This window comes from Streptomyces sp. NPDC058326 (genome assembly GCF_042879855.1).
Lineage (GTDB): Bacteria > Actinomycetota > Actinomycetes > Streptomycetales > Streptomycetaceae > Streptomyces.
The window spans coordinates 54,265-75,766 of record NZ_JBHVZO010000025.1; the positions used below are offsets into that span (position 1 = coordinate 54,265).

Genomic DNA, 21,502 nt, shown 5'->3' on the forward strand with positions numbered 1-21,502 from the left:
GCAAACATTACCGCATGTCAGCGGGGCTCCCGAACCATCCGAAGGTCACTGGTCGATCTTCCACGGCATGACGAAGCCGAACTTCCAGAGGTAGATGCCGAGCAGGACGGCGATGATCACCAGGCCCACGGTGGTCAGGATGATGTTCCGGCGGCGGACCTTGGGGTCGAGGGCGCGCTGGGCGGCCTCGGTGACCTTGCGCTTGGTCCAGCGGAGCACGAGCTGCGCCCAGACGAACTCGGTCGCCCAGATCGCCATGCCGCCGAAGATGACCAGCCAGCCGGGGCCGGGCAGCGGCAGCATCACCACTCCGGCGCCGACCACGGCGAGTCCCACGATGAAGACGCCGACCTGCCAGCTCAGATGCAGGCCTCGCCGGGACTTGATGAACTCCGGTGCGCGGGATCCCAGTTCGGCTTCCTGGCCGTCTGCGGACTCCCCGGCGCGCTCGTCACTCTCCGCATTCATGTCCCCCAACTTACCGGACGGGGAGCCGCCACCGGAACGGTCGTATTACCGCAGGTCACAGACGCCCATACGAGCTACCTGAACGCTCACAAAACCGACAGAGGGGTTTACAACGGCACCGCAGGTGGCATGTCGATTTCGCCGACGTGCGAATCCCCGAGCGCACACTGAGCGAAAGGCCCTGGCGCTTATGAACACCACGGTCAGCTGCGAGCTGCACCTGCGCCTCGTTGTGTCGAGCGAGTCCTCACTGCCTGTACCCGCGGGCCTGCGGTATGACACGGCCGACCCCTATGCCGTGCACGCCACCTTCCACACCGGAGCCGAGGAGACGGTCGAATGGGTCTTCGCCCGCGACCTTCTCGCCGAGGGGCTGCACCGGCCCACCGGCACGGGCGACGTCCGCGTCTGGCCGTCGCGTAGTCACGGTCAGGGAGTCGTCTGCATCGCGTTGAGCTCCCCCGAGGGAGAAGCCCTGCTCGAGGCCCCGGCGAGGGCCCTGGAGTCGTTCCTGAAGAGGACCGACGCCGCCGTGCCACCGGGCACCGAGCACCGGCACTTCGATCTCGATACGGAGCTCTCCCACATCCTGGCCGACAGCTGAGCCAGGCCGAGAGCCGCACGGCGCCGTCCGACTCGGGGCGACGGCGCCGCGCGGGCAGCCACAAAGGCACGACACCGGCGTCCCCCACCGCGCAGCCGGCGCGGTGGTGGGCGCCGTTGTCCTTTTCCCGGTCGCGCTAAAGTCAGCGCCATTCCGCGGGCACCCGCCCGCGGCCGGCCAGGGAGCGAATCGTGCTGATCCCCCACGACACCCGGATCGCCCTCGACACCGTCGTCGATCTGATGAACACCGCGCCGCAGGGCGACCGCGGCGACGAGCTCGCCGACCTCCCGGGACTGCGGACCTTCGTCCACGCGCACAAGATCAGCGACGTGGGCGATCTCGACGCCGCCGACCTGCGGGCCGTCCGCGAGGTGCGCGAGAAGTTCGCGGCCGTCTTCTCCGCGCCCGAGGCGCGGATCGCGGCCCCCCTGATCAACCAGCTGGTGGCCGGCGCGGGCACCACGCCGCAGCTCACCGACCACGACGGCTACGACTGGCATGTGCACTACTTCGCGCCGGGCGCCTCGGTGGCGGACCATCTCGCGGCCGACTGCGGCATGGCCCTCGCGTTCATCGTGGTGGCGGGCGAGCAGGAGCGGCTGCGGCGCTGCGAGGCACCGGACTGCGGCCGGGCCTTCGTCGACCTCTCCCGCAACCGCTCACGCCGCTACTGCGACAGCCGCACCTGCGGCAACCGTCTGCACGTGGCCGCGTACCGGGCGCGCCGCAAGGAAGCGGCGGGCTGAGAAGGAGGCCGTCACAGGACGAAGAGATCGTGCACGGCCGCCATGAGCAGCAGACAGCCGATCACCCCGAGGGAGATCATCAGCGGGGGCTGAGAGAGCGCGAACAGACAGCCGCGCGGCTCTTCGGCAGGGACATCGGGGGCGGCGGGGACGGTGTCCCGCGAGGTATCCAGCATCTCGGGGGGATGATCGCGCACACGGGCGCCGGGAAATCACGCAACACGCCCCACGGGAAAGGCCGTTCACCCCTTCCCGTGGATCATGGGAACCCGAACCGCCAGAAGCGGTCAGATTCCGTGCTTCTTCAGAATCGCCTCGATGTCGCTGAAGTCGTCCCCCGCCGCCTGGCCGGCCCCCGGCTTCGCCGTCACGGCCCGCGAGGGCGCCGACGCCCCCGGGGCCACCGCTCTCGACTCGGTCCCCCCGGTGGTCTCCTTGCGGCCGCCCCGGCGGCGCTCGACGGCCCGCGTGGACAGGAAGAGCAGCCACGCGGCACCGAGGACACCGAATCCCGCCCAGGCGACCGGGCTGAACGCCGTGCCCGCGATCCACTCGACCGCGCCGGTCATCACCAGGCCGACCGGCACCAGGGCGTAGGCCGCGATCCGGGCAGCGGTCAGGAAGCGCTTCCGGTACGCCGTGATCGCGGCGATGCCCAGGCCCGCCGCGGACACCGCGGAACAGATGGTCTCGGCCAGCATGCGGTCCTCCAGGTCCCGGGTGATACGTCCCTTCCATCCTGCACCGGCGGGCCCGTCCGGGGCCATGTCCCGAGGCCGGTCTCAGGGAGATCTCCGGGTCGTCCCGGCCGGATCTCCTCCCCAGGTCCCGGTGAGGGAGACTGCTTCCATGAGTGACTCCACCACCGCGCCCGCCTCCCCCGTCGTCCTCGAGGCGTGGTTCGACCTCCAGTGCCCCGACTGCTTCCAAGCCCTCGACGACGTCCGCGCGCTCCGCGAGAAGTACGGCGACCGGCTCGACGTACAGCTGCGCCACTTCCCGCTGGCGAAGCACAAGCACGCCTACGCGGCGGCCCAGGCCGCCGAGGAGGCCGTCGAGCAGGGCAAGGGCTGGCCGTACGTGGAGGCGCTGCTCGCCAGGACCGCCGAGCTCGGCGAGCGGGGCGAGCCGGTGCTCATGGAGATCGCGAGCGGACTGGGACTGGACGCCGAGGAGTTCGACACCGCCCTGATCGACGGCCGGCACCTCCTGACCGTCGACGCGGACGAGGCCGAGGGCAAGGCCATCAAGGTCACCGGCACGCCGACCTATGTGATCGGCGGCGAGCGCCTGGACGGCGGCCAGAGCCAGGACGGCCTGCGCGAGCGCGTCGAGGAGATCGCCGACCGCCTCCTGAACGCCTGACACCCCTCCCCTACCGCAGCACCTTGGCGCTGTTGACATAGGTGGTGCGGTAACCGAGCGACTCGTAGAGACGGATCGCCGGGGTGTTGCCCGCGAAGACGTGCAGTCCGAGCAGGGTCTCCCCGGCCTCCCGGGCGACCCGCTCGGCTAGCAGCATCAGCGCCCGCCCGTAGCCGCGGCCGCGCTGCTCCTCGTCGACCTCGATGTCGTACACGAAGCCCGCCCACCGCCCCGGTTCCAGCTCGATCCGGCCGGTCCACAGATGACCGGCGGCCCGGCCCTCGCGGACGACCACGTGGATCGCGACGCCGGGCGTGGCCAGGCCCTCCGGCAGGTAGGTCCGGTGACTGTTCTCCGCCTTGGTACGGGCCTGGTCCTCGGGGACCCCCCGGTCGATCCAGCTCCGCGCGAAGCCCTCCTTGGCGCGTGCCTCCCACCCCGAGTACTCGGCCTCCGTCATCGGCCGGACCTCGACGCCCTCCGGCAGCGCGGGCGGCTCGGCGGGCAGTTCCTTGACCATGTTCCGGCTGCGCTCGGTGTAGCCGAGGGAACGGGCCATCCGCAGCGCCGCACCGGCGTCCGCGGGCACCGATATCTGTACCTCGGCGCAGCCCCAGTTCCGCAGGACCTCCTCGGACGCGAGCGCCGCGACCGTGCCCCGGCCACGCCCCCGGTCGGGCTCGTCGACGCCGAGACGGCTGATGACGCCGGAGGCGGCGCCGAAGCCGGGGTCGGTGGAGAGATGGACGGAACCGACGCGGCGGCTGTTCACGCACACGTCGTAGGTACGGGAACGGCCGCCGTCGGGCGTCTGCTGAAGCGGCCCGGCCGGCCGCAGGGTGGTGGTCATCAGAGGTGTTCTACCCACCCCGGGGCCGTACGTCATCAGGATTTACCCGAGGCGCGGGTCCCGGTCCTCCGCGGCCCGCTCGTCGAAGATCCGCATGGCCTTCGCGGTGACCGGGCCGGGCGCCGGCGACAGCTCGCGGCCGTCGACCCGGTGCACGGCCTGCACATCCCGGAGGGTCGAGGTCAGGAAGATCTCCTCGGCGCTCTCCAGGACGTCCAGCGGCAGGTCGGTCTCCCGCGCGCCGGTCCACTCCACGGCCAGGGCGCGGGTGATGCCCGCGAGGCAGCCGGAGGAGACGGGCGGGGTGAGGATCTCGCCGTCGACCACGACGAAGACGTTGGAGCCGGTGCCCTCGCAGAGCTGCCCGACGGTGTTGGCGAAGAGCGCCTCGGATGCCCCCCGCTCGCGCGCCCTGGCGAGGGCGACGACGTTCTCGGCGTACGACGTGGTCTTGAGGCCGGTGAGGGCGCCGCGCTCGTTTCGGGTCCAGGGCACGGTGATCACGGCGGTGGAGTCGGGACGGCGGCCGGTCCCGCCGAGCGCGACGACGAGGCTGGCCCCGGCGTCGCCGCGCTCGGAGCCGAGCGGGGAGAGACCGCCGGTGTACGTGATGCGGAGCCTGCCGAGTTCCATCGGGTTCGCCTCGAGGACCGCGGCACAGGCCCGGCGGACCTCGTCGAGGTCCGGGTCCGGCAGGCCGAGGCCCCGGGCGGAGCGGGTGAGCCGCTCCAGGTGAAGCGTCAGGGCAAACGTTCCGCCCCGCTCGGCCTTGACCGTCTCGAAGACACCGTCGCCGACGGTCAGTCCGTGGTCCAGTACGGAGACCAGGGCGGTCTCCGCGTCGCGCAGCCCGCCGTTGACCCAGAGTTTCATCGAGAAGTGGCCTTTCCGCTCGCCTCAAGGGCGCCTGACTCGTAGGTTCCCGACGCTATCGCGACGAGCCGGGCCGCCTTGAGCTCGGTCTCCTCCCACTCGCGCTCCGGGTCGGAGCCCCAGGTGATCCCTGCGCCGGTGCCGAAGCGGAGCACGCCCTCCGGGCGGTCGATCCAGAAGGTGCGTATGCCGACGGCCAGCTCGGCGGTGTCCACGTCGGCGTCGACCCAGCCGATGCCTCCGCAGTACGGGCCGCGGGGGGCGGTCTCCAGGGCCTCGATGATCCGCAGGGCGCTGGACTTGGGGGCGCCCGTGACCGAACCGGGCGGGAAGGTGGCGTCGAGCAGCTCGGGCCAGCCGACGTCCTCGCGCATCAGTCCGGTGACGGTGGAGACGAGGTGCACGAGCCCGGGGTGCTCCTCGGTCGCGCAGAGGGCGGGGACGGCGACCGAGCCGGTCTCGCTGACGCGTCCCAGGTCGTTGCGGACCAGGTCGACGATCATCACGTTCTCCGCGTGGTCCTTGGGGAGGAGGTCGGCGGCGGTGCGGCCGGTTCCCTTGATGGGACCGGAGGTGATCGTCGCCCCTGCCTTGCGGAGGTAGAGCTCCGGGGAGGCGGTGGCGACCTCCACGCCGTGCGCGGGCAGCCGAATCGTTCCGGCATAGGGGGCGGGGTTCCCCCTGGCGAGCAGCGCGGTGAGGGCGTCGACGTCGGCGGCGGCCGGCTCCGGCAGCGGCGCGGTCAGCACCCGGCAGAGGTTCGCCTGGTAGACCTCGCCGCGCGCGATGTGCTCGCGCACGCGCCGGACGCCCGCGATGTACGCGGCGCGGTCGAGGGAGGACGTCCAGTCACCCGCGGCGGGGCCGCGCCAGGCGCCCGGGACGGGCGGGTGGACGGGGTCGAGCCGCACGTCCCCGAAGCGGGCGCAGGTCAGCCGCCCTTCGAAGTCCGCGCAGACGGCCCAGAAGCCGGAGGAGTCCAGGGCTTCGGGGTCATGGGTGACGTCCCGGAGGTCGGTCGCGACGAGGCCGCCGAAGCGGGCCAGAGGAGCAAGGTCGTGCACGCATCGAGTCTAGGTCGGCCGGGGGAGGGACACCGGACACTTGTCCGGTGGCGGCTCGGTGCCACCCGGAGAACACGGCGAGTGAACGTGCCGCGAAGCCTCCGGGACCCCCTGCCGGTCACCGGGGTCGGCGCGCAGGTCAGCACGCTGCGGAAACGCGTTTTTGTGCTGGCCCAGGAATCCGCTAGAGTTCAACACGTCGCCGGGACGCGCAAGCGAAACGGAAACGACAAGCGGACGTGGCTCAGTTGGTAGAGCATCACCTTGCCAAGGTGAGGGTCGCGAGTTCGAATCTCGTCGTCCGCTCGATGTGGGGGATCTTCCCGAACCCCTGTATTCACTCCTGGTGGAGTGGCCGAGAGGCGAGGCAACGGCCTGCAAAGCCGTCTACACGGGTTCAAATCCCGTCTCCACCTCCAAGCGCGATTAGCTCAGCGGGAGAGCGCTTCCCTGACACGGAAGAGGTCACTGGTTCAATCCCAGTATCGCGCACGCAGAACAACCGAAGATCCGGTCCGTATGGACCGTCCCGCGCGATTAGCTCAGCGGGAGAGCGCTTCCCTGACACGGAAGAGGTCACTGGTTCAATCCCAGTATCGCGCACGCAGTACGCAGTGCCCTTGGGTACGACGTGTGCACACCCCGCGCGATTAGCTCAGCGGGAGAGCGCTTCCCTGACACGGAAGAGGTCACTGGTTCAATCCCAGTATCGCGCACCACCAAGAAGCCCCCGGCCGCATCTCGCGGCCGGGGGCTTTCTCGTGCCCGCGTCAGGAGGAGAAGAGCATCCGGCCGAAACCGCGCTGACGGTAGTGGCCGCCACCGTGGTGGCCGCCGTGGTGCGGGGCGCCCCACGCGGGAGCGGCGGGGGCGGGCTGCGCCGGGTACGCCTGCGGGGCCGGCGGCGCGGGCGGGGCCGGCTGGGCCCACTGGGACTCCAGGCGGGTCAGGGCCTCCAGCTCGCCGTAGTCCAGGAATATCCCGCGGCAGCCGCTGCACTGCTCGATCTGGACACCGTTGCGGTTGTAGGTGTGCATGGCCGCATGGCACTTGGGACACTGCATGGGTCGGGTCAACTCCCTGACTTCGCCGTTCGTATGGTGGCTTCACCTTATGTGGACGCCGAAGGGGTCGAGTCGGTTCGGTGCCCGGCGATGCGGGCGCAGGTGTCGATCATCACGTCCTCCACCTCGTCGAGCGGTCTGCGCTCGGCCGTCGACTTGGCGAGGGCCAGGGCCGCGGTCTGGACCGTCAGGGCGCGGGCGGGCCCGTCGAGTTGGAGCCAGGGGTCGGCGCCCACGGCCGGGCCGCCCGCCTCCTGGTACGCGCCGAGGAAGCGGGCCCATATCGCCGGGGGCAGGATGCCGGCGGCGAACCAGGCCGCGGGGCGGGCCAGATCCCAGGCCGGGTCCCCGAGGCCCAGGTCGTCGATGTCGATGAGCCGCCAGGGGCCGGCGTGCGCGGGCCGGGAGCCCGGGGCCGGCTCCGGTCCGGTGGCGCGGACCAGTTGGCCGAGGTGGAAGTCGCCGTGGCAGAGGAGCCGGGGGCCCGGTGCGGCACGGTCGGGGACGGACCGCCAGGCGGCGAGGACGGTCGGGGCGGCCGGGTGATCCGGGGCCGTCCGGCGCATCCGGTCCACGGCGAGGGCCGCCTTGGCGGGGGCCCGCATCTCCGGAAGCCGGCCCGCCCGCCCCTGCGGGGGCGGAGTGCGGTGGAGCAGGGCGAGCAGCCGCGCCGCGTCCTCCCAGGGGGCGGCGTCGGGGTCCGCCGGGTCGACGGGCGGGCCGTACGGCCAGACGGTGACCGGGCGGCCATCGACGTCCACGGGGCCGGGCGTCGGGAGGGGCGAGAGGAAGACACCGGCGACGTCCGGGTGGGCGGCGAGCGCCAGCCGCGCGCGGTGCGCCTCCGGGTCGGTGCCGGGGGCGTGGGCCTTGGCGACGAGCCGTCCGTGCCGCACGACGGTGCCGTCGTCCCGGTCCGCGAGCACCCCGACGAGGCCGCTCGCACAGCGGCAGGGCGCACCGGAGCGGTGGGCGGCGGTGCGCGCGAGGTCGGCGAGTCGGTCGAGCGGGGGCCGGTCGATGGAGTCCACGGGGGGAGCGTACGGGGAGGGGATGCGGGGGCGTACCCGGGACGGGGAAGCGCGAGGGCCGGTCAGCTCCCCAGCTGACCGGCCCCACGCTGCCGTCCGCCACACCCCCGTCCCCACGGGGTTGATGGCCGGATGTCCCGACCCGGGCCGCTCTCCCGGGTCCGGGGCGCTGTTCAGCGCCCCAGCATCACGCCCACGGACGACGCCTGTGTGACCACCGCTTCCCAGCCGCCGAAGACGACCACGAGCAGGGCCGCGAGAGGGAGGACCATGGCGGTGGCCACGAGGGGGTGACGCCGGCTCGAAGGCCGGGTGCTCGTCCGCGATGCCGTGAAGGCCATGGTTCCTCTCCTGTCGTGTCTGGCGCGGCGGGTGCGTAACCTCGGGGGACGAGTGCTGCACCCGCCGCTTGACCTCAACAGTAGGGAGCCGGGAGCGCCGGGACGTCATGCCCTCGTACCGACTTCCGGGCCTCCCGGAGGATGAGGGCCGCCCGCGCGGCGTACTCCCCTGGGTGGAGACGGGGACGTGGAACCCCGGGTCTTACCCCCAGGGGTCCCGGAAGAGCCGCCGGGGGCGTGACATGGCTCACTTCGTCTGCCGCCCGTGAACGCCCTGCCCCGAAGGCCCCCGAGTCCGCCTCGCGGGGCCTCCGGCGGGGCTCTCGACTCCTCGTCAAGTGGATTGCGCGACAAGGGGGTTGGAGCAGGACCGTGCCGCGCGTCTCAGGCTCCCCTCCCCCTCAGCACTGACAATCGATCGCGGTGCGAGGGCGCGGCCTATGAGCACGTGCGGGCGCCACTACGTAAGCTGTGCCACGTCGAACGGACGAGGGGACGGACATGGCGATGATGCGGCTCCGGCGCGAGGATCCGCGGATCGTCGGGTCGTTCCGGCTCCACCGCAGGCTGGGGGCCGGCGGGATGGGCGTCGTGTACCTGGGGTCCGACCGGCGCGGCCAGCGGGTGGCACTGAAGGTGATCCGGCCGGACCTGGCCGAGGACCAGGAGTTCCGGTCGCGGTTCGCCCGCGAGGTGTCGGCCGCCCGGCGGATCCGCGGCGGTTGCACGGCCCGGCTCGTCGCCGCCGACCTGGAGGCCGAGCGCCCCTGGTTCGCCACCCAGTACGTGCCCGGGCCCTCGCTGCACGACCGGGTCGCCGAGGAGGGCGCTCTGCGCGCCGCCGACGTCGCCTCGATCGGGGCGGCCCTCTCGGAGGGCCTCGTCGCCGTCCACGAGGCCGGGGTGGTGCATCGGGACCTCAAACCCTCGAACATCCTGCTCTCCCCCAAGGGCCCGCGCATCATCGACTTCGGCATCGCCTGGGCCACCGGTGCCAGCACCCTGACCCATGTGGGCACCGCCGTCGGCTCGCCCGGCTTCCTCGCGCCCGAGCAGGTGCGCGGAGCGGCCGTCACCCCCGCCACCGACGTGTTCTCGCTCGGCGCCACCCTGGCGTACGCGGCGATGGCCGACTCCCCCTTCGGGCACGGCAGTTCCGAGGTCATGCTCTACCGCGTGGTGCACGAGGAGCCGCAGCTGCACGGCGTGCCTGACGCGCTGGCGCCGCTGATCCGGGCCTGTCTCGCGAAGGACCCCGAGGATCGCCCCAGTACGCTCCAGCTGTCGATGCGGCTCAAGGAGATCGCGGCGCGCGAGGCGCAGGGGCTGCCGGTCTCACGGCCGCCCGTGCAGCGGGAGCGGGCAGAGGAGCGGAACGCCGTACGGCCGACCGAGCGGTACACCGACCGGGACATGCCCGGTCGTGGAGCGGAGCGGGGCGCCGAGCGCGTGACCGAGCGGGGTACCGACCGTGGCGCCCAGGGCCGCGGTCCCGGACCGTCCTCCCGGCCCTCCGCCGGGCCGCGCACCGGGGGCCGTCCCGCGACCCGGCCGGGCGTGCGCACCACGTCGACGGGCCGCCGCCCCGCCAACCCCCGGCTGCTGCGGCAGCGGCTCTTCGTCTTCGTGGTGGTGACCCTGGTGGTCGCCCTGGGCATCGCCGCCGCCCAGGCCCTCCAGGGCTAGGGCCTGTCTGACAATTCGCGCCGGATCAGGCCGGGTCGTTCGGTGCGTGCGATCGGCGTGCGGCCGGGACGCCCTCGTAGCGGAGCTGCTCGACCGTGCCGGCTGTGCGGCGATCGCGCGGGCCGGACCCGGCGGGAAGGGTCCGACAGGTCCCAGGGTCCGGGCGGTCAGGACTCCGGTCGGCCCGTCGCCACCGCGTAGAAGGCGACCGCCGCGGCCGCGCCCACGTTCAGCGAGTCGACGCCGTGGGCCATCGGGATCCGGACCCATTCGTCGGCGGCGCGCAGGGCCTGCGTGGACAGACCGTCGCCCTCCGCCCCCAGCATCAGGGCCACCCGCTCCAGTCGGTGCGGCGCGGCCTCGTCGATCGAGGTGGCCTTCTCCGCGGGGGTGAGGGCGAGGAGCTTGAAGCCCGCCTCCCGTACGGTCTCCAGACCGCGCGGCCAGGTGTCGAGGCGCGCGTACGGGACGGAGAAGACCGCGCCCATGGACACCTTCACCGAGCGCCGGTACAGCGGGTCCGCGCAGTCGGGCGAGAGCAGCACGGCGTCCATGCCGAGGGCCGCCGCGCTGCGGAAGATGGCGCCGATGTTGGTGTGGTCGTTGACCGACTCCATCACGACCACCCGGCGGGCGCCGACCAGCAGTTCGGCGGCGTCGGGGAGCGGCTTGCGCTGCATGGAGGCGAGGGCGCCCCGGTGCACGTGGTAGCCGGTGACCCGTTCCGCGAGGTCCGGCTGGATCGCGTACACCGGCGCCGGGACCTCGTCGATGACGTCCCGCATGACATCGACCCACTTGGCGGACAGCAGCATCGACCGCATCTCGTACCCGGCCTGCCGCGCGCGGCGGATGACCTTCTCGCCCTCCGCGATGAACAGGCCCTCGGCAGGCTCGCGTCTGCGGCGCAGCTCGACGTCGGTCAGACCGGTGTAGTCGCGCAGGCGCGGGTCGTCGGGGTCGTCGATCGTGATGAGTTCGGCCACGAGGTGATACTGCCTTGTCCGGGGTGTGGTGCCAATGTGTGCGAGGTGCCTGTTACCGCTGGTTACTTGCGCCGCCGGGCGCTTCCCCGGTCACTTCACCGGTTCGCCGGGGCCCTCGGTGACGACGTCGCCGATGACGATGACCGCAGGGGGGCGCACCTCCCGCGTCCTCACGGTCTCCGCGACCGTCGCGAGGGTGGCGTCCACCCGGCGCTGGGACGCCGTGGTGCCCTCCTGCACCAGGGCCAGTGGCGTCTCCGGGTTCTTGCCGTGCGCGACGAGCGCCTCGGCGATCTTCCCGATCTTGTCGACGCCCATGAGGACGACCAGGGTGCCGGTGAGCTTCGCGAGGGACGCCCAGTCGACGAGGGAGCGGGGGTCGTCGGGGGCCACATGACCGCTGACCACCGTGAACTCGTGCGCGACCCCGCGGTGCGTGACCGGGATGCCGGCGGCGCCCGGCACCGAGATCGAGCTGGAGATGCCCGGGACCACGGTGCACGCGATGCCCTCGGCGGCCAGCGCCTGGACCTCCTCCATGCCCCGGCCGAAGACGAACGGGTCGCCGCCCTTCAGACGCACGACGGACCTGCCCGCCTTCGCGTGCTCGATCAGCGCGTTGTTGATGGCCTCCTGGGCCATGAAACGGCCGTACGGGATCTTCGCCGCGTCGATCACCTCCACGTGCGGAGGCAGCTCGTCCAGGAGGTCACGGGGGCCCAGGCGGTCCGCGATGACGACATCGGCCTCCGCGAGCAGCCGGCGGCCGCGCACCGTGATCAGGTCCGGGTCGCCGGGGCCGCCGCCGACCAGGGCGACGAACGGGGTACGGGCGCGGTGCGCGGGGGCCGCGATCGAACCGTCGCGGAGTCCCTCCACGATCGCGTCGCGCACGGCGGCGGAACGCCGGGGGTCATGGCCGGTGAGCACGGCCACCGTGACGCCCGCGTCCCGGCCGGTCGCCGGGGTCCAGGCGGTGGCCGCCTCGGCGTCGTCCGCGCGCACGCACCAGGTCCTCGTCCGCTCGGCCTCGGCGGAGGCGGCGGCGTTCGACGCCGGGTCGGTGGTGGCGACCAGGGCGTACCAGGCGTCCGCGAGGTCGCCTTCCTCGTACCGCCGCTTGATCCAGGTGATCTCGCCGGCCTCGGCCATGGCGTCCACGGAAGGGGTGGCGGACGGGGAGATCAGCGTGATGTCGGCACCCGCGGCGATCAGGGCGGGCAGCCTGCGCTGGGCGACCTGGCCGCCGCCGAGGACGACGACGCGGCGGCCGGCGAGGCGGAGGCCGACGGGGTAGGCGGGGTGCGTCGCCGCTTGCGCGGTGGGGTCGGCGTGCTCGGCCATGGCGGGCGGCTCCTCGGAAGGACGTGTACGGGGCCGCTGCTGCGGTGGAGCGGCTGGTGGGGCGGGGTTTCGGTTGCCCACCCCCACGATATCGGTGACGGGGCCCTGTCACGCTGTGACGGATCTCCCCGTGGGTTCGAGCGCGGGACCGCTCCGGGACCGCGCGGTCCGACGGTGGAGGCCGGGCCGTGGCACGTGCGGCTCTGTCGCCGCGCCGCACCTCACGCACTCCGTCCCGGCCGGGGCCCGCGTGTCCCCCCACCCTCCGCGGGCGGGGGGACACGTCTCGGTCCTACTTCTCGGTGACGCCCGCCGAGTCGAACGTGGCCACCTCGTGCATCGCGCGGGCCGCGCTCTGCACCAGCGGCAGGGCGAGCAGCGCGCCCGTGCCCTCGCCGAGGCGGAGGTCCAGGTCGACCAGGGGGCGCAGGCCCAGCTTGTTCAGGGCGGCGACATGGCCCGGCTCGGCGCTGCGGTGGCCCGCGATGCAGGCCGCGAGCGCCTCCGGCGCGATGGCCCGGGCGACGAGCGCCGCGGCGCCGGTCGACACGCCGTCGAGGATGACCGGGGTACGCAGCGAGGCCGCGCCCAGGATCAGGCCGACGAGGGCCGCGTGCTCCAGGCCGCCGACCGCCGCGAGGACGCCGATCGGGTCCGCCGGGTCCGGCTGGTGGAGGTCGAGGGCGCGTCGGACCACGTCCACCTTGCGGGCGTGCGTCTCGTCGTTGATGCCCGTGCCACGGCCCGTGACCTCGGTCGGGTCCACGCCGGTGTAGACGGAGATGAGGGCAGCGGACGCGGTGGTGTTCGCGATGCCCATCTCACCGGTGAGCAGCGCCTTGTTGCCCGCGGCGACCAGGTCCCTGGCCGTCTCGATGCCGACCTCGATCGCGGCCAGGACCTCGTCACGGGTCATCGCGAGACCCGTGGTGAAGTCGGCGGTCCCGGGGCGGACCTTGCGGGGCAGCAGACCGGGGGTGGCCGGGAGTTCGGAGGCGACGCCCACGTCGATGACGCAGACCTCGGCGCCGACCTGGTTGGCGAACGCGTTGCAGACCGCTCCCCCGCCGAGGAAGTTGGCCACCATCTGACCGGTGACCTCCTGCGGCCAGGGGGTGACGCCCTGGGCGTGCACGCCGTGGTCGCCCGCGAAGATCGCGACGGCCGCGGGCTCCGGGATCGGCGGCGGGCACATCCGGGAGAGGCCGGAGAGCTGTGCGGAGATGATCTCCAGCATGCCCAGGGCCCCCGCGGGCTTGGTCATGCGCTTCTGGCGCTCCCAGGCCTCGCCGAGCGCCTTGGCGTCCAGCGGGCGGATGTTGGCGACGGTCTCCTGGAGCAGGTCGTGCGGCTCCTCGCCAGGCAGGGCGCGGCGACCGTACGTCTCCTCGTGGACGACCCAGGCGAGCGGGCGGCGCTTGGACCAGCCCGCCTGCATCAGCTCGGGCTCCTCGGGGAACTCGTCGACGTACCCGACGCAGAGGTACGCGACGACTTCGAGGTGCTCGGGAAGGCCGAGGGTGCGGACCATCTCGCGCTCGTCGAAGAAGCTGACCCAGCCGACGCCGAGGCCCTCGGCGCGGGCGGCGAGCCAGAGGTTCTCGACGGCGAGCGCCGAGGAGTACGGGGCCATCTGCGGCTGCGTGTAGCGGCCGAGGGTGTGGCGGCCGCCCCGGGTGGGGTCGGCGGTGACCACGATGTTGACCGGGGTGTCGAGGATGGCCTCGATCTTCAGTTCCTTGAACTGCTTCGCGCGGGCCTTCGGCAGCGACTTGGCGTACGCCTCGCGCTGCCGCTGGGCCAGCTCGTGCATCGTCTGCCGGGTCTCGGCGGAGCGGATGACGACGAAGTCCCAGGGCTGCGAGTGGCCGACGCTGGGGGCCGTGTGGGCGGCCTCGAGGACGCGGAGCAGCACCTCGTGCGGGATCGGGTCGGAGCGGAAGCCGTTGCGGATGTCGCGGCGCTCGCGCATCACGCGGAGGACGGCCTCGCGTTCGGCGTCGGCGTAGCCGGGCGCGGGGGCCGACGCCGCCACCGGCTCGTCGTCGTCCGCGTCCGCGCTCGGGTCGGCTACGGCCTGTTCCTCCGCCGGGTCGGCCTCGGGGGCGGCGGTCTCCTGCGGGAGCGCCTCGGGGGCGTCCGTGGGAGCGGCGGCCTCGGCAACCTCCGCGACCTCCGCGACCTCGGTGGTCTCGACGGTCTCCGCGGCTTCGACGGGCTCGGGGAGGGCCTGCGCCGGCTCGTCGGCCGGGGGGGCCTCATCGGCGGGAGCCGGCTGCTCCGCGGGGAGCGCGGCTTCGGCTTCCGGGGCCGGCTCGGGCAGGGCCGCGGGGGCCTCCTCCGGAACGAACGGGACGTCGTGGGCGAACGCTTCCACCGGGGCCTCTTCGGGAACCGCGTCAGGGGTCGCGTCCGGGGTCGCGTCCGGAGCTTCCTCCGGGGCCGCCTCCGCGGTCCGCTCCTCCAGCGGAAGGTCCGCGGCCACGGCCGGTTCGGCCGGGGCCTCGGTTGCGGCTGCGGGCTCCTCGGCGGGCTCGGGCCGCGCCTCGGCCTCCGAAGCGTGGTCGGCCTCGGGCTCCTCGGCCGCCGGGGTCACCGGCTCGGCGCCGGGCTCGCCCTCGCGCGGGCCGGGGACGGTCGCCTGAGGCTCCGTCGTCTCGGCCGGGGCCTCGGGGGCGGTCTCCCCGGGGCCGGCCGGGGCCTCGGCGGCCGGCACGGCCTCGGGCTGCTCCGGCTCGGCGGCCGGGGCCGGCTCGGTCACGGGAACCGACTCGGTGACGAGGACCGGCTCGGCCACGGGGGTCGGCGCCAGATGGGGGGTCGTCGGGACGGTGCCCTCGACCTGGACGAACTGACCGGTCCCCGGGACGACCGTTTCTGCGGGGAGGGCCTCGGCCGTCGGCGCCACGGGCTCCTGCGGCTGCGCGGCCCACGGCTCGGCGCCCTGCGGAGCGAGCTGCTGGTCCTGCGCGATCTCGAAGTATTCGGGGCCGGTGGTCGGCGGACCCGGGTTCCGCACCGGCGTCGGCGCGGGGCCGGTGGCCACGAGCGACTCGGGGGCGGGGGCCGGCGCGGGCTGCGGGACCGCGGCGGCGGGGCCGCGGTCGGCCAGCGAGAGCACGATGCCGCCGGCCTCGGGGACGGGCGGCCCCATGTGCAGCGGGCGGCGCGCGGTCGGCGGGGCCGGGGCCGCGGCCGGCGGGGGCATGCGGACGCCGCCGAGGTCGACGGAGCCGGAGTCGCGGCCGGCGGCCTCGTGGGCGCCGGTGTCGAGGATGCCCGGTTCGTAGCCGTGGCCGGTGTGGACCGGCTCGTGCGGGGCTGCGGGGACGCCGTGCGCCGGAGTGCCGGTGAACTCGTCGGCGGGGACACCGTGCGCCGGGGTGCCGGTGAACTGGTCCACCGGCATGCCGTGCGCGGGAGTTCCCGCGTGCTGGTCGAGCGGGACGCCGTGCGGCGGGGTGCCGGCGGGCGGGGTGAGCGGGACCCCCTGCGGCGGGGTCTGGCTCTGCGGGGCCGTCAGCACATCGCCCAGGGCGACGGAGTCCAGCGGGCCCGGCAGCGGGTCGGTGAGCGGGTCACCCGCCGGCGCCTGCGCTTCCGGGGCCGGCGGCTGCGGCACGCCCTGCTGCGGCGCCGCCTCGCCCGGCGCGGCGGGTGCCGCCGGCGGGGGCGGTACGGCGACCGGGGGCGCGGGCGCGACACCCGGCGGATGCTCGCTCCAGGCGCCCTGGGCGCCCGGCATCAGCAGCACGTCGTCGTCCTCGGTGGTCTGGCCGGAGGGGTCCAGGAAGGTGTACGCGCCCGGAGCGGGGATGCCCGGCTGCTCTACCATGCCTGCGTTCTCCGGCAGTCCCTCGCCCGGGACCTGGCCGGTGTCCGTCATGCGTACCCCTCGCCCATCGCTTGTGCTTCCTTCAGACCTGCGCCCGTCGACAAGAACGAGCGCGCGCGCCGCGCGGCACGAAGGACACGCGGACACCCACACATTGTCGCGGCCCCCCGCCATCGTGGCAGGGAGATTCGCCACGGCGGGCTGTGGACTGCGCCACGTCGCGCGGTCCCCCCTTTGTCGAGTACCACGTCAGCGGCACAAAGTGGCCACCAATTCAGGACATTGACGAACGAAGCGCCGAACATCCGGATGCGGTACAACAATCGGCCAGCCTACCTGGCCCTGCGGGCGGCACCGTCACGGGTGGGGGACGTCGGTCCTGCGGCCGGACAGCAGGAAGACGACCGACCGCTCGCGTTCCGACCAGTCGTCCGGGTCGAGTCCGACGGTCTGGAGGAGGAGGCTCTCGACGGTGTAGCCGCCGTCGGAGAGGGCGGCGCCGATCGCCTCGGCCTCGTCACGGGTGGAGGCGTGGGCGACGATGCGTTCGGGACGCCGGTCGGTGCAGGCGGTGACGACGGGCACCCCGCCGGCCGCGATCCGTACGACATCGGGCTCGGGCAGGCTCTCCAGGACGTGCGGGGCGCGGCCCGGGACGGTCTGGAGCGGTACGCCGTGGCGGCGGGCGGTCTGCTCGGTACGGGCGCAGGCCGCGGGGTCGATGTCCACGGCGATGACGGCGGCGCCGAAGCGGGCGGCCTCGACGGAGAAGGCGCCGCGCGCGCAGCCGATGTCCCAGACGAGGTCGCCGGTGCGGGGCCCGAGGCGGGCGAGCTGGGCGGCGCGCAGGGACGGGTCCTCCCCCGCGCCGGTCCGGATCCGGCCGAGGGTGCCGGGGCCGGCGGCGGAGCCGTACGCCTGGACGTCGTACTCCTCCGTGGGCAGGCCCCAGCCGCGTACGGGACGGGCGGTCGGGTCCTGGCCCATCAGCCAGGGTGCCGCCGGGGGGCCGCCCGCGGTGCCGCCGATGACGAGGACGACGTTCGGGTCGCGCCAGGAGTGGTCGGCGGCCTTGTCGGAGGTGAGGACGGAGACCTGTTCGCGGCTGGTGCCGAGTTCCTCGCAGACCACGAACGTGCGGTGGACGCCGTCGAGGAGGAGCGCGAGTTCGGCGGGGCCCGCGCCGGGCGAGGTGAGGACGGCGACCTTGGGGTGGGCGCGGCAGACGTTGACGGCCCGGCGCAGGGTGCGCTGCTGTGCGACGACGATCCGGGCGTCCTCCCAGGGCATCCCGGCCCGTGCGAACGCGGCGGCGACGGAGGAGACGGCGGGGACGACCTCGACCTCCAGGCCGTGCTCGGGGGCGCGCAGGGTGCGGACGACGCCGAAGAAGCCGGGGTCGCCGTCGGCGAGGACAACGGCGGTGCCGCGGTGGCCGGCGATGCGGCGGGCGGCGAGGTCGACACTGCCGAGGCGGACGCGTTCGGCCGCGGCCGGCACTTCCGGCAGCGACAGATGGTGGGCCGCCCCGGCCACCAGGGTGGCGGCGGAGAGCGCGGACCGGGCCGCCGCGGTGAGAGGTGAACCGTCCCAGCCGATCACCGTGACGCGGTCGGCCATCGTCGTCTGTCTCCTGGTGTCGTCGCAGGTCGGGGGCGTGTCGAGCGTACCCCGGGTCCGGTGCCGGGGCTCAGCTCCAGTCGGTGTACGAGGAGTAGCCGGCCTCGGCCATCTGGTCGGCGACGCCGTCGAGGTCCTCGGGGAGGAGGCCCCAGAGGATGAAGTCGGTGCGCAGTTCGGTCCAGTCGCCGTCCTCGGTGCGGGTACGGGCTATGCACGCGTTGCGCAGGACGCCTTCGCTGATGCAGCCGATCTTCTGGGCGACCTGCTGGGAGGCAGTGTTGTCGGCGGCGGTGCGCAGTTCGAGGCGCTCGAACTTCTGGTCCCCGAAGAGCCACTGGGCGGTGGCGAGCGCGGCCTCGGAGGCGTACCCCTCGCCGCGGGCCCAGGGGGCGACGATGTAGGAGAGCTCGGTGGAGCGGACCCGCCAGTCGGTTCTGCCGAGCTGGATGACGCCGACCAGGCGCTGGGTGAGGAACTCGGTGACGGCGAGGTCGATGCCCCGGCCCGCGGCGCGTTCGGCGGGCGCGTACTCGGTGATCCAGGTGCGGGCGGCCGCTTCGGTGAAGGGCTGAGGCACGGTCGTCCAGGCGCCGACGAGTTCGTCGTTCATCATCGCGGTGAGGGCGGGGGCGTCCGCCTCCTCGAGCGCGCGCAGCACCAACCGGTCCGTGTTGATGGAGATGTCCGGAAAGGTGGTAGTCATGCGCAGCTCCATGCCGTGGACCGTCCGAATCGACCGTGAAGGCACAGCATGCAGCATGCGGCCGCCGGTTCGCATGGCCGGGTGGGTGTGGCGAAGGCCCCTCGCACCGGACGGGGTGCGGGGGGCCTTCTGCGCAAGGACTGTACGGGGGAACCGGTCTGACGGCCCCTCGGACGGCCGGCCTGACAGGCCTGCCGGGCGCCGCGGCCTTACTGGGCGGCGCCGAAGGCCGGGATGACCGAGCCCTTGTAGGTGTCCTCGATGTACTTCTTCACCTCGGGAGAGTTGAGGAGCTCGGCGAGCTTCTGCACGCGGGCGTCCTTCTCGTTGCCCTCCTTGACGGCGAGGAAGTTGGCGTACGGGTTGCCGTCGGCCTTCTCCAGGACGAGGGCGTCCTTCGCGGGCTGCAGCTTGGCCTCGATGGCGTAGTTGCCGTTGATGACGGCGGCGTCCACGTCGTTCAGGGCGCGGGGCACGGTGGCGGCCTCCAGCTCCTTGAACTCCAGCCCCTTCTTGTCGGTGATGTCGGAGAGCTTGGCGTTGGTGCCGACACCCGGCTTGATGGTGATCAGGCCGTTCTCGGCGAGCAGCTGGAGGGCGCGGCCGCCGTTGGTGGTGTCGTTGGGGACGGCGACGGTCTGGCCGGCCTTGATGTCCTTCACCGACTTCAGGCTCTTGGAGTAGAGGCCCAGCGGCTCCAGGTGGACGTCGACCACGGGGACGATGGTGGTCTTGTTCTTCTTGTTGAAGTCGTCGAGGTACGGCTTGTGCTGGAAGAAGTTGGCGTCGACCTGGCCGGACTGGGTGGCGGTGTTCGGCAGGACGTAGTCCGTGAACTCCTTCACCTCCAGCTTCAGGCCGGCCTTCTCGGCCAGGTTGTCCTTGACGTAGTTGAGGATGTCGGCGTGCGGCGTCGGGGACGCGGCGACGACGAGGGGCTTGTCGGCGGAGCCGGCCGTGTCCTTGGAGGACGACGGGTCCGAGGAGGTGCCGCAGGCGCTGAGCCCGAGGGCGAGGGCGGCGGTGGCGGCGATACCGGCGGTGAGCCTGATGTTCTTACGCACGAAGAGTGCCTCTTTCCGGTGGTGCGGTGGACGCCTGGACAACAAGTCCGGGCTGTTTCGTCGAAGGACGAAGTCTGGGTGGCCGGGAAGCCGTTACGCGGTGCGGCCCCGGCGGGCGAGGAGTCGTACGACTCCGTCGCCGATGAGCTGGACGACGGTCACGATCAGGACCAGGACGACGACGGTGACCAGCATGAAGGTGGTGTCGAAGCGCTGGTATCCGTAGGTGACGGCCTTGGAGCCGAGGCCCTCGCCGCCGACCGCGCCGGCCATCGCCGAGTAGCCGATGAGCACGATGACCGTGGTGGTGACGCCCGAGACCAGCGAGGGCAGGGCCTGCGGGAGCAGCACCTTGCGGACGATGGTGGGGATGCCGCCGCCCATGGCCTGGACGGCCTCGACGAGCCCGTGGTCGACCTCGCGGATCGAGGTCTCGACGAGGCGTGCGAAGAAGGGGATGGCGCCGATGGCGAGCGGCACGATCATCGCGGTCGGGCCGATGAAGGTGCCGACGACGAAGGTGGTGAAGGGGATGAGGGCGATCAGCAGGATGATGAAGGGCAGTGAACGCCCCACGTTCACGATCGCACCGACGATCTTGTTCACCGGCCGGTTCTGCAGCAGTCCGCCCTTGTCCGTGAGGACGAGGAGGATGCCGAGGGGCAGGCCGCCGAGCACGGTGACGACGGTGGCCCAGAGGACCATGTAGAGGGTGTCGACGGTGCCCTGCTCCAGCAGGGGCTGCATCTCGGACCAGGTCACTTGGCACCTTCCTTGGCCAGTACGGGCGCGGTCTCGGCCGGCGCGGTGTCCTCTTCGACGAGCTCGACCTGGAGCCCCTGTTCGCGCAGGAAGCCGACCGGGACGACGTTGTCCTCGTACCGCCCGGGCAGCTCGATCCGCATCCGGCCGATCTGCCGGCCGCCGACGGTGTCCATCGCCGCCCCGAGGATCGATATGTCGATGTTGTACGTGCGGGAGAGCTGCGAGATGACCGGCTGGGTGGCGGACTCGCCGTGGAAGGTGACGTCGACGACCGTGCGGTCGGGGCCGGTGGCGGCGCCGCTGACCGGGAAGAGCTCGGCGGCCAGCTGGGAGCCGGGGGTGGCGAGCAGCTCGGCGACGGTGCCGGACTCGACGACGCGGCCGTGCTGCATCAGGGCGGCGGAGTCGCAGATCGTCTTCACGACGTCCATCTCGTGCGTGATGAGCAGGACGGTCAGGCCGAGCTGCCGGTTGAGGTCGCGCAGCAGCTGGAGGATGGATCGGGTGGTCTCCGGGTCGAGGGCGCTGGTGGCCTCGTCGGAGAGGAGGACCTTGGGCTCGCCTGCGAGGGCGCGGGCGATGCCGACGCGCTGCTTCTGGCCGCCGGAGAGCTGGCCGGGGTAGGACCTGGCCTTGTCGGCGAGGCCGACGAGGTCGAGGAGTTCCAGGGCGCGGCGGGAGCGCTCGGCGCCGGGGACGCCGAGGATCTCCAGGGGAAGCTCGATGTTGTCCTGCACCGTGCGGGAGGACAGCAGGTTGAAGTGCTGGAAGACCATGCCGATGCTGCTGCGCGCCCGGCGCAGGTCCTTGCCCGCGCGGCGGCCCTTCCCGGCGAGGGCGGTGAGGTCGACGCCGTCGACGGTCACGGTGCCGGAGGTGGGGCGTTCCAGGAGGTTGACGCAGCGGATGAGCGAGGACTTTCCGGCGCCGCTCTGGCCGATCACGCCGAACACCTCGCCCTCGCGGACGTGGAGGTCGACACCGTCCAGAGCGGTGACCTGCCGGCCGCGCGACTCGTAGACCTTGGTCAGGCCCGAAGTGGTGATCACAGGGGTTTCCGTCACTGTCGAGTGCGCGACGCGGGGTC

General features: G+C 73.0%; 21 protein-coding genes and 5 tRNA genes. 9 read left to right on the forward strand and 17 right to left on the reverse strand.

Annotated features, from left to right (window positions below; all coding sequences use genetic code 11):
• Positions 1–45: 45 nt before the first annotated feature.
• Positions 46–468, reverse strand: coding sequence for a TIGR02611 family protein (locus ACFVYX_RS32570; protein WP_389685085.1), 423 nt, complete (start codon positions 466–468; stop codon positions 46–48).
• A gap of 190 nt (positions 469–658) precedes the next feature.
• Between ACFVYX_RS32570 and ACFVYX_RS32575 the strand changes: the two genes are divergently transcribed.
• Both ACFVYX_RS32575 and ACFVYX_RS32580 read left to right on the forward strand, forming a co-directional pair.
• Positions 659–1,072 carry an SsgA family sporulation/cell division regulator gene (locus tag ACFVYX_RS32575; protein WP_015032345.1) on the forward strand — a complete coding sequence of 138 codons (414 nt, stop codon included), beginning with the start codon at positions 659–661 and terminating at the stop codon, positions 1,070–1,072.
• A 191-nt stretch (positions 1,073–1,263) separates the two neighbouring features.
• On the forward strand, positions 1,264–1,821 hold the full coding sequence (locus tag ACFVYX_RS32580; protein ID WP_389685086.1) for a CGNR zinc finger domain-containing protein: 558 nt from the start codon (positions 1,264–1,266) through the stop codon (positions 1,819–1,821).
• Positions 1,822–1,832: 11 nt separating this feature from the next.
• Here ACFVYX_RS32580 and ACFVYX_RS32585 read toward each other — a convergent pair whose 3' ends face one another.
• The gene (locus tag ACFVYX_RS32585) at positions 1,833–1,997 is read right to left on the reverse strand and encodes a hypothetical protein (RefSeq protein WP_389685087.1); all 165 of its coding nucleotides are present in this window, start codon (positions 1,995–1,997) and stop codon (positions 1,833–1,835) included.
• Positions 1,998–2,108: 111 nt separating this feature from the next.
• Positions 2,109–2,522 (reverse strand): hypothetical protein, encoded by a 414-nt coding sequence (locus ACFVYX_RS32590; RefSeq protein ID WP_389685088.1) that lies wholly within the window; start codon positions 2,520–2,522, stop codon positions 2,109–2,111.
• Between the two features lie 148 nt (positions 2,523–2,670).
• On the opposite strand from ACFVYX_RS32590, the gene ACFVYX_RS32595 reads away from it, so the two are divergent.
• Positions 2,671–3,186, forward strand: coding sequence for a DsbA family protein (locus ACFVYX_RS32595; protein ID WP_389685089.1), 516 nt, complete (start codon positions 2,671–2,673; stop codon positions 3,184–3,186).
• A gap of 10 nt (positions 3,187–3,196) precedes the next feature.
• Here ACFVYX_RS32595 and ACFVYX_RS32600 read toward each other — a convergent pair whose 3' ends face one another.
• The 3 genes from ACFVYX_RS32600 to ACFVYX_RS32610 are packed head-to-tail and all read right to left on the reverse strand — an operon-like array spanning position 3,197 to position 5,973.
• Entirely contained in the window at positions 3,197–4,036 is an 840-nt protein-coding gene (locus ACFVYX_RS32600) for a GNAT family N-acetyltransferase (RefSeq protein WP_389685090.1), read from the reverse strand.
• A 42-nt stretch (positions 4,037–4,078) separates the two neighbouring features.
• The gene (locus ACFVYX_RS32605; protein ID WP_389685091.1) at positions 4,079–4,909 is read right to left on the reverse strand and encodes an aminotransferase class IV; all 831 of its coding nucleotides are present in this window, start codon (positions 4,907–4,909) and stop codon (positions 4,079–4,081) included.
• Positions 4,906–5,973, reverse strand: coding sequence for a chorismate-binding protein (locus ACFVYX_RS32610; protein WP_389685092.1), 1,068 nt, complete (start codon positions 5,971–5,973; stop codon positions 4,906–4,908). Before ACFVYX_RS32610 ends, ACFVYX_RS32605 begins: the two co-directional genes overlap by 4 nt.
• A 233-nt stretch (positions 5,974–6,206) precedes the next feature.
• Here ACFVYX_RS32610 and ACFVYX_RS32615 point away from each other — a divergent pair.
• The 5 genes from ACFVYX_RS32615 (at position 6,207) to ACFVYX_RS32635 (ending at position 6,692) form a co-directional block, all read left to right on the forward strand.
• A tRNA-Gly gene (locus ACFVYX_RS32615) sits at positions 6,207–6,279 on the forward strand.
• A gap of 39 nt (positions 6,280–6,318) precedes the next feature.
• Positions 6,319–6,392, forward strand: a tRNA-Cys gene (locus tag ACFVYX_RS32620).
• Between the two features lies 1 nt (position 6,393).
• A tRNA-Val gene (locus ACFVYX_RS32625) sits at positions 6,394–6,465 on the forward strand.
• A 39-nt stretch (positions 6,466–6,504) separates the two neighbouring features.
• Positions 6,505–6,576, forward strand: a tRNA-Val gene (locus tag ACFVYX_RS32630).
• A gap of 41 nt (positions 6,577–6,617) precedes the next feature.
• A tRNA-Val gene (locus ACFVYX_RS32635) sits at positions 6,618–6,692 on the forward strand.
• Positions 6,693–6,743: 51 nt separating this feature from the next.
• Here the strand turns inward: ACFVYX_RS32635 and ACFVYX_RS32640 are convergent.
• The 3 genes from ACFVYX_RS32640 to ACFVYX_RS32650 all read right to left on the reverse strand — a co-directional run bounded on the left by ACFVYX_RS32640 (position 6,744) and on the right by ACFVYX_RS32650 (position 8,409).
• Complete coding sequence (locus ACFVYX_RS32640; protein WP_389685093.1) at positions 6,744–7,037, reverse strand: zf-TFIIB domain-containing protein; 294 nt, start codon at positions 7,035–7,037, stop codon at positions 6,744–6,746.
• Positions 7,038–7,084: 47 nt separating this feature from the next.
• A complete protein-coding gene (locus ACFVYX_RS32645) occupies positions 7,085–8,059 on the reverse strand; it encodes a phosphotransferase family protein (protein WP_389685125.1) in 975 nt (324 codons plus the stop codon).
• A gap of 182 nt (positions 8,060–8,241) precedes the next feature.
• Positions 8,242–8,409 (reverse strand): hypothetical protein, encoded by a 168-nt coding sequence (locus tag ACFVYX_RS32650; RefSeq protein ID WP_041662151.1) that lies wholly within the window; start codon positions 8,407–8,409, stop codon positions 8,242–8,244.
• 501 nt (positions 8,410–8,910) lie between these two features.
• On the opposite strand from ACFVYX_RS32650, the gene ACFVYX_RS32655 reads away from it, so the two are divergent.
• Complete coding sequence (locus ACFVYX_RS32655; RefSeq protein WP_389685126.1) at positions 8,911–10,095, forward strand: serine/threonine-protein kinase; 1,185 nt, start codon at positions 8,911–8,913, stop codon at positions 10,093–10,095.
• 167 nt (positions 10,096–10,262) lie between these two features.
• On the opposite strand, the gene ACFVYX_RS32660 is transcribed toward ACFVYX_RS32655, so the two are convergent.
• The 8 genes from ACFVYX_RS32660 to ACFVYX_RS32695 form a co-directional block, all read right to left on the reverse strand.
• Positions 10,263–11,081 (reverse strand): TrmH family RNA methyltransferase, encoded by an 819-nt coding sequence (locus tag ACFVYX_RS32660; RefSeq protein ID WP_389685094.1) that lies wholly within the window; start codon positions 11,079–11,081, stop codon positions 10,263–10,265.
• Between the two features lie 90 nt (positions 11,082–11,171).
• A complete protein-coding gene (gene cobA, locus ACFVYX_RS32665) occupies positions 11,172–12,425 on the reverse strand; it encodes a uroporphyrinogen-III C-methyltransferase (RefSeq protein ID WP_389685095.1) in 1,254 nt (417 codons plus the stop codon).
• Positions 12,426–12,717: 292 nt separating this feature from the next.
• Positions 12,718–16,311: a nicotinate-nucleotide--dimethylbenzimidazole phosphoribosyltransferase gene (gene cobT / locus ACFVYX_RS32670; protein ID WP_389685096.1), complete on the reverse strand. Its 3,594-nt coding sequence runs from the start codon at positions 16,309–16,311 to the stop codon at positions 12,718–12,720.
• Positions 16,312–16,617: 306 nt separating this feature from the next.
• Entirely contained in the window at positions 16,618–17,880 is a 1,263-nt protein-coding gene (cbiE, locus tag ACFVYX_RS32675; protein ID WP_389685097.1) for a precorrin-6y C5,15-methyltransferase (decarboxylating) subunit CbiE, read from the reverse strand.
• Between the two features lie 70 nt (positions 17,881–17,950).
• The gene (locus ACFVYX_RS32680) at positions 17,951–18,586 is read right to left on the reverse strand and encodes a GNAT family N-acetyltransferase (RefSeq protein WP_389685098.1); all 636 of its coding nucleotides are present in this window, start codon (positions 18,584–18,586) and stop codon (positions 17,951–17,953) included.
• 209 nt (positions 18,587–18,795) lie between these two features.
• Positions 18,796–19,650 carry a MetQ/NlpA family ABC transporter substrate-binding protein gene (locus tag ACFVYX_RS32685; protein ID WP_389685099.1) on the reverse strand — a complete coding sequence of 285 codons (855 nt, stop codon included), beginning with the start codon at positions 19,648–19,650 and terminating at the stop codon, positions 18,796–18,798.
• A 93-nt stretch (positions 19,651–19,743) separates the two neighbouring features.
• A complete protein-coding gene (locus ACFVYX_RS32690) occupies positions 19,744–20,412 on the reverse strand; it encodes a methionine ABC transporter permease (protein ID WP_030204624.1) in 669 nt (222 codons plus the stop codon).
• Complete coding sequence (locus ACFVYX_RS32695; RefSeq protein ID WP_389685100.1) at positions 20,409–21,464, reverse strand: methionine ABC transporter ATP-binding protein; 1,056 nt, start codon at positions 21,462–21,464, stop codon at positions 20,409–20,411. The genes ACFVYX_RS32690 and ACFVYX_RS32695 overlap by 4 nt, the downstream gene beginning before the upstream one ends.
• Positions 21,465–21,502 lie beyond the last annotated feature (38 nt).

Coding starts and splice junctions, on each gene's coding strand:
- ACFVYX_RS32570 (WP_389685085.1), bottom strand. CDS start 468: ATGAATGCGGAGAGTGACGAGCGCGCCGGGGAGTCCGCAGACGGCCAG.
- ACFVYX_RS32575 (WP_015032345.1), top strand. CDS start 659: ATGAACACCACGGTCAGCTGCGAGCTGCACCTGCGCCTCGTTGTGTCG.
- ACFVYX_RS32585 (WP_389685087.1), bottom strand. CDS start 1,997: ATGCTGGATACCTCGCGGGACACCGTCCCCGCCGCCCCCGATGTCCCT.
- ACFVYX_RS32590 (WP_389685088.1), bottom strand. CDS start 2,522: ATGCTGGCCGAGACCATCTGTTCCGCGGTGTCCGCGGCGGGCCTGGGC.
- ACFVYX_RS32595 (WP_389685089.1), top strand. CDS start 2,671: ATGAGTGACTCCACCACCGCGCCCGCCTCCCCCGTCGTCCTCGAGGCG.
- ACFVYX_RS32600 (WP_389685090.1), bottom strand. CDS start 4,036: ATGACCACCACCCTGCGGCCGGCCGGGCCGCTTCAGCAGACGCCCGAC.
- ACFVYX_RS32605 (WP_389685091.1), bottom strand. CDS start 4,909: ATGAAACTCTGGGTCAACGGCGGGCTGCGCGACGCGGAGACCGCCCTG.
- ACFVYX_RS32640 (WP_389685093.1), bottom strand. CDS start 7,037: ATGCAGTGTCCCAAGTGCCATGCGGCCATGCACACCTACAACCGCAAC.
- ACFVYX_RS32650 (WP_041662151.1), bottom strand. CDS start 8,409: ATGGCCTTCACGGCATCGCGGACGAGCACCCGGCCTTCGAGCCGGCGT.
- ACFVYX_RS32655 (WP_389685126.1), top strand. CDS start 8,911: ATGGCGATGATGCGGCTCCGGCGCGAGGATCCGCGGATCGTCGGGTCG.
- cobA (WP_389685095.1), bottom strand. CDS start 12,425: ATGGCCGAGCACGCCGACCCCACCGCGCAAGCGGCGACGCACCCCGCC.
- cobT (WP_389685096.1), bottom strand. CDS start 16,311: ATGACGGACACCGGCCAGGTCCCGGGCGAGGGACTGCCGGAGAACGCA.
- cbiE (WP_389685097.1), bottom strand. CDS start 17,880: ATGGCCGACCGCGTCACGGTGATCGGCTGGGACGGTTCACCTCTCACC.
- ACFVYX_RS32680 (WP_389685098.1), bottom strand. CDS start 18,586: ATGACTACCACCTTTCCGGACATCTCCATCAACACGGACCGGTTGGTG.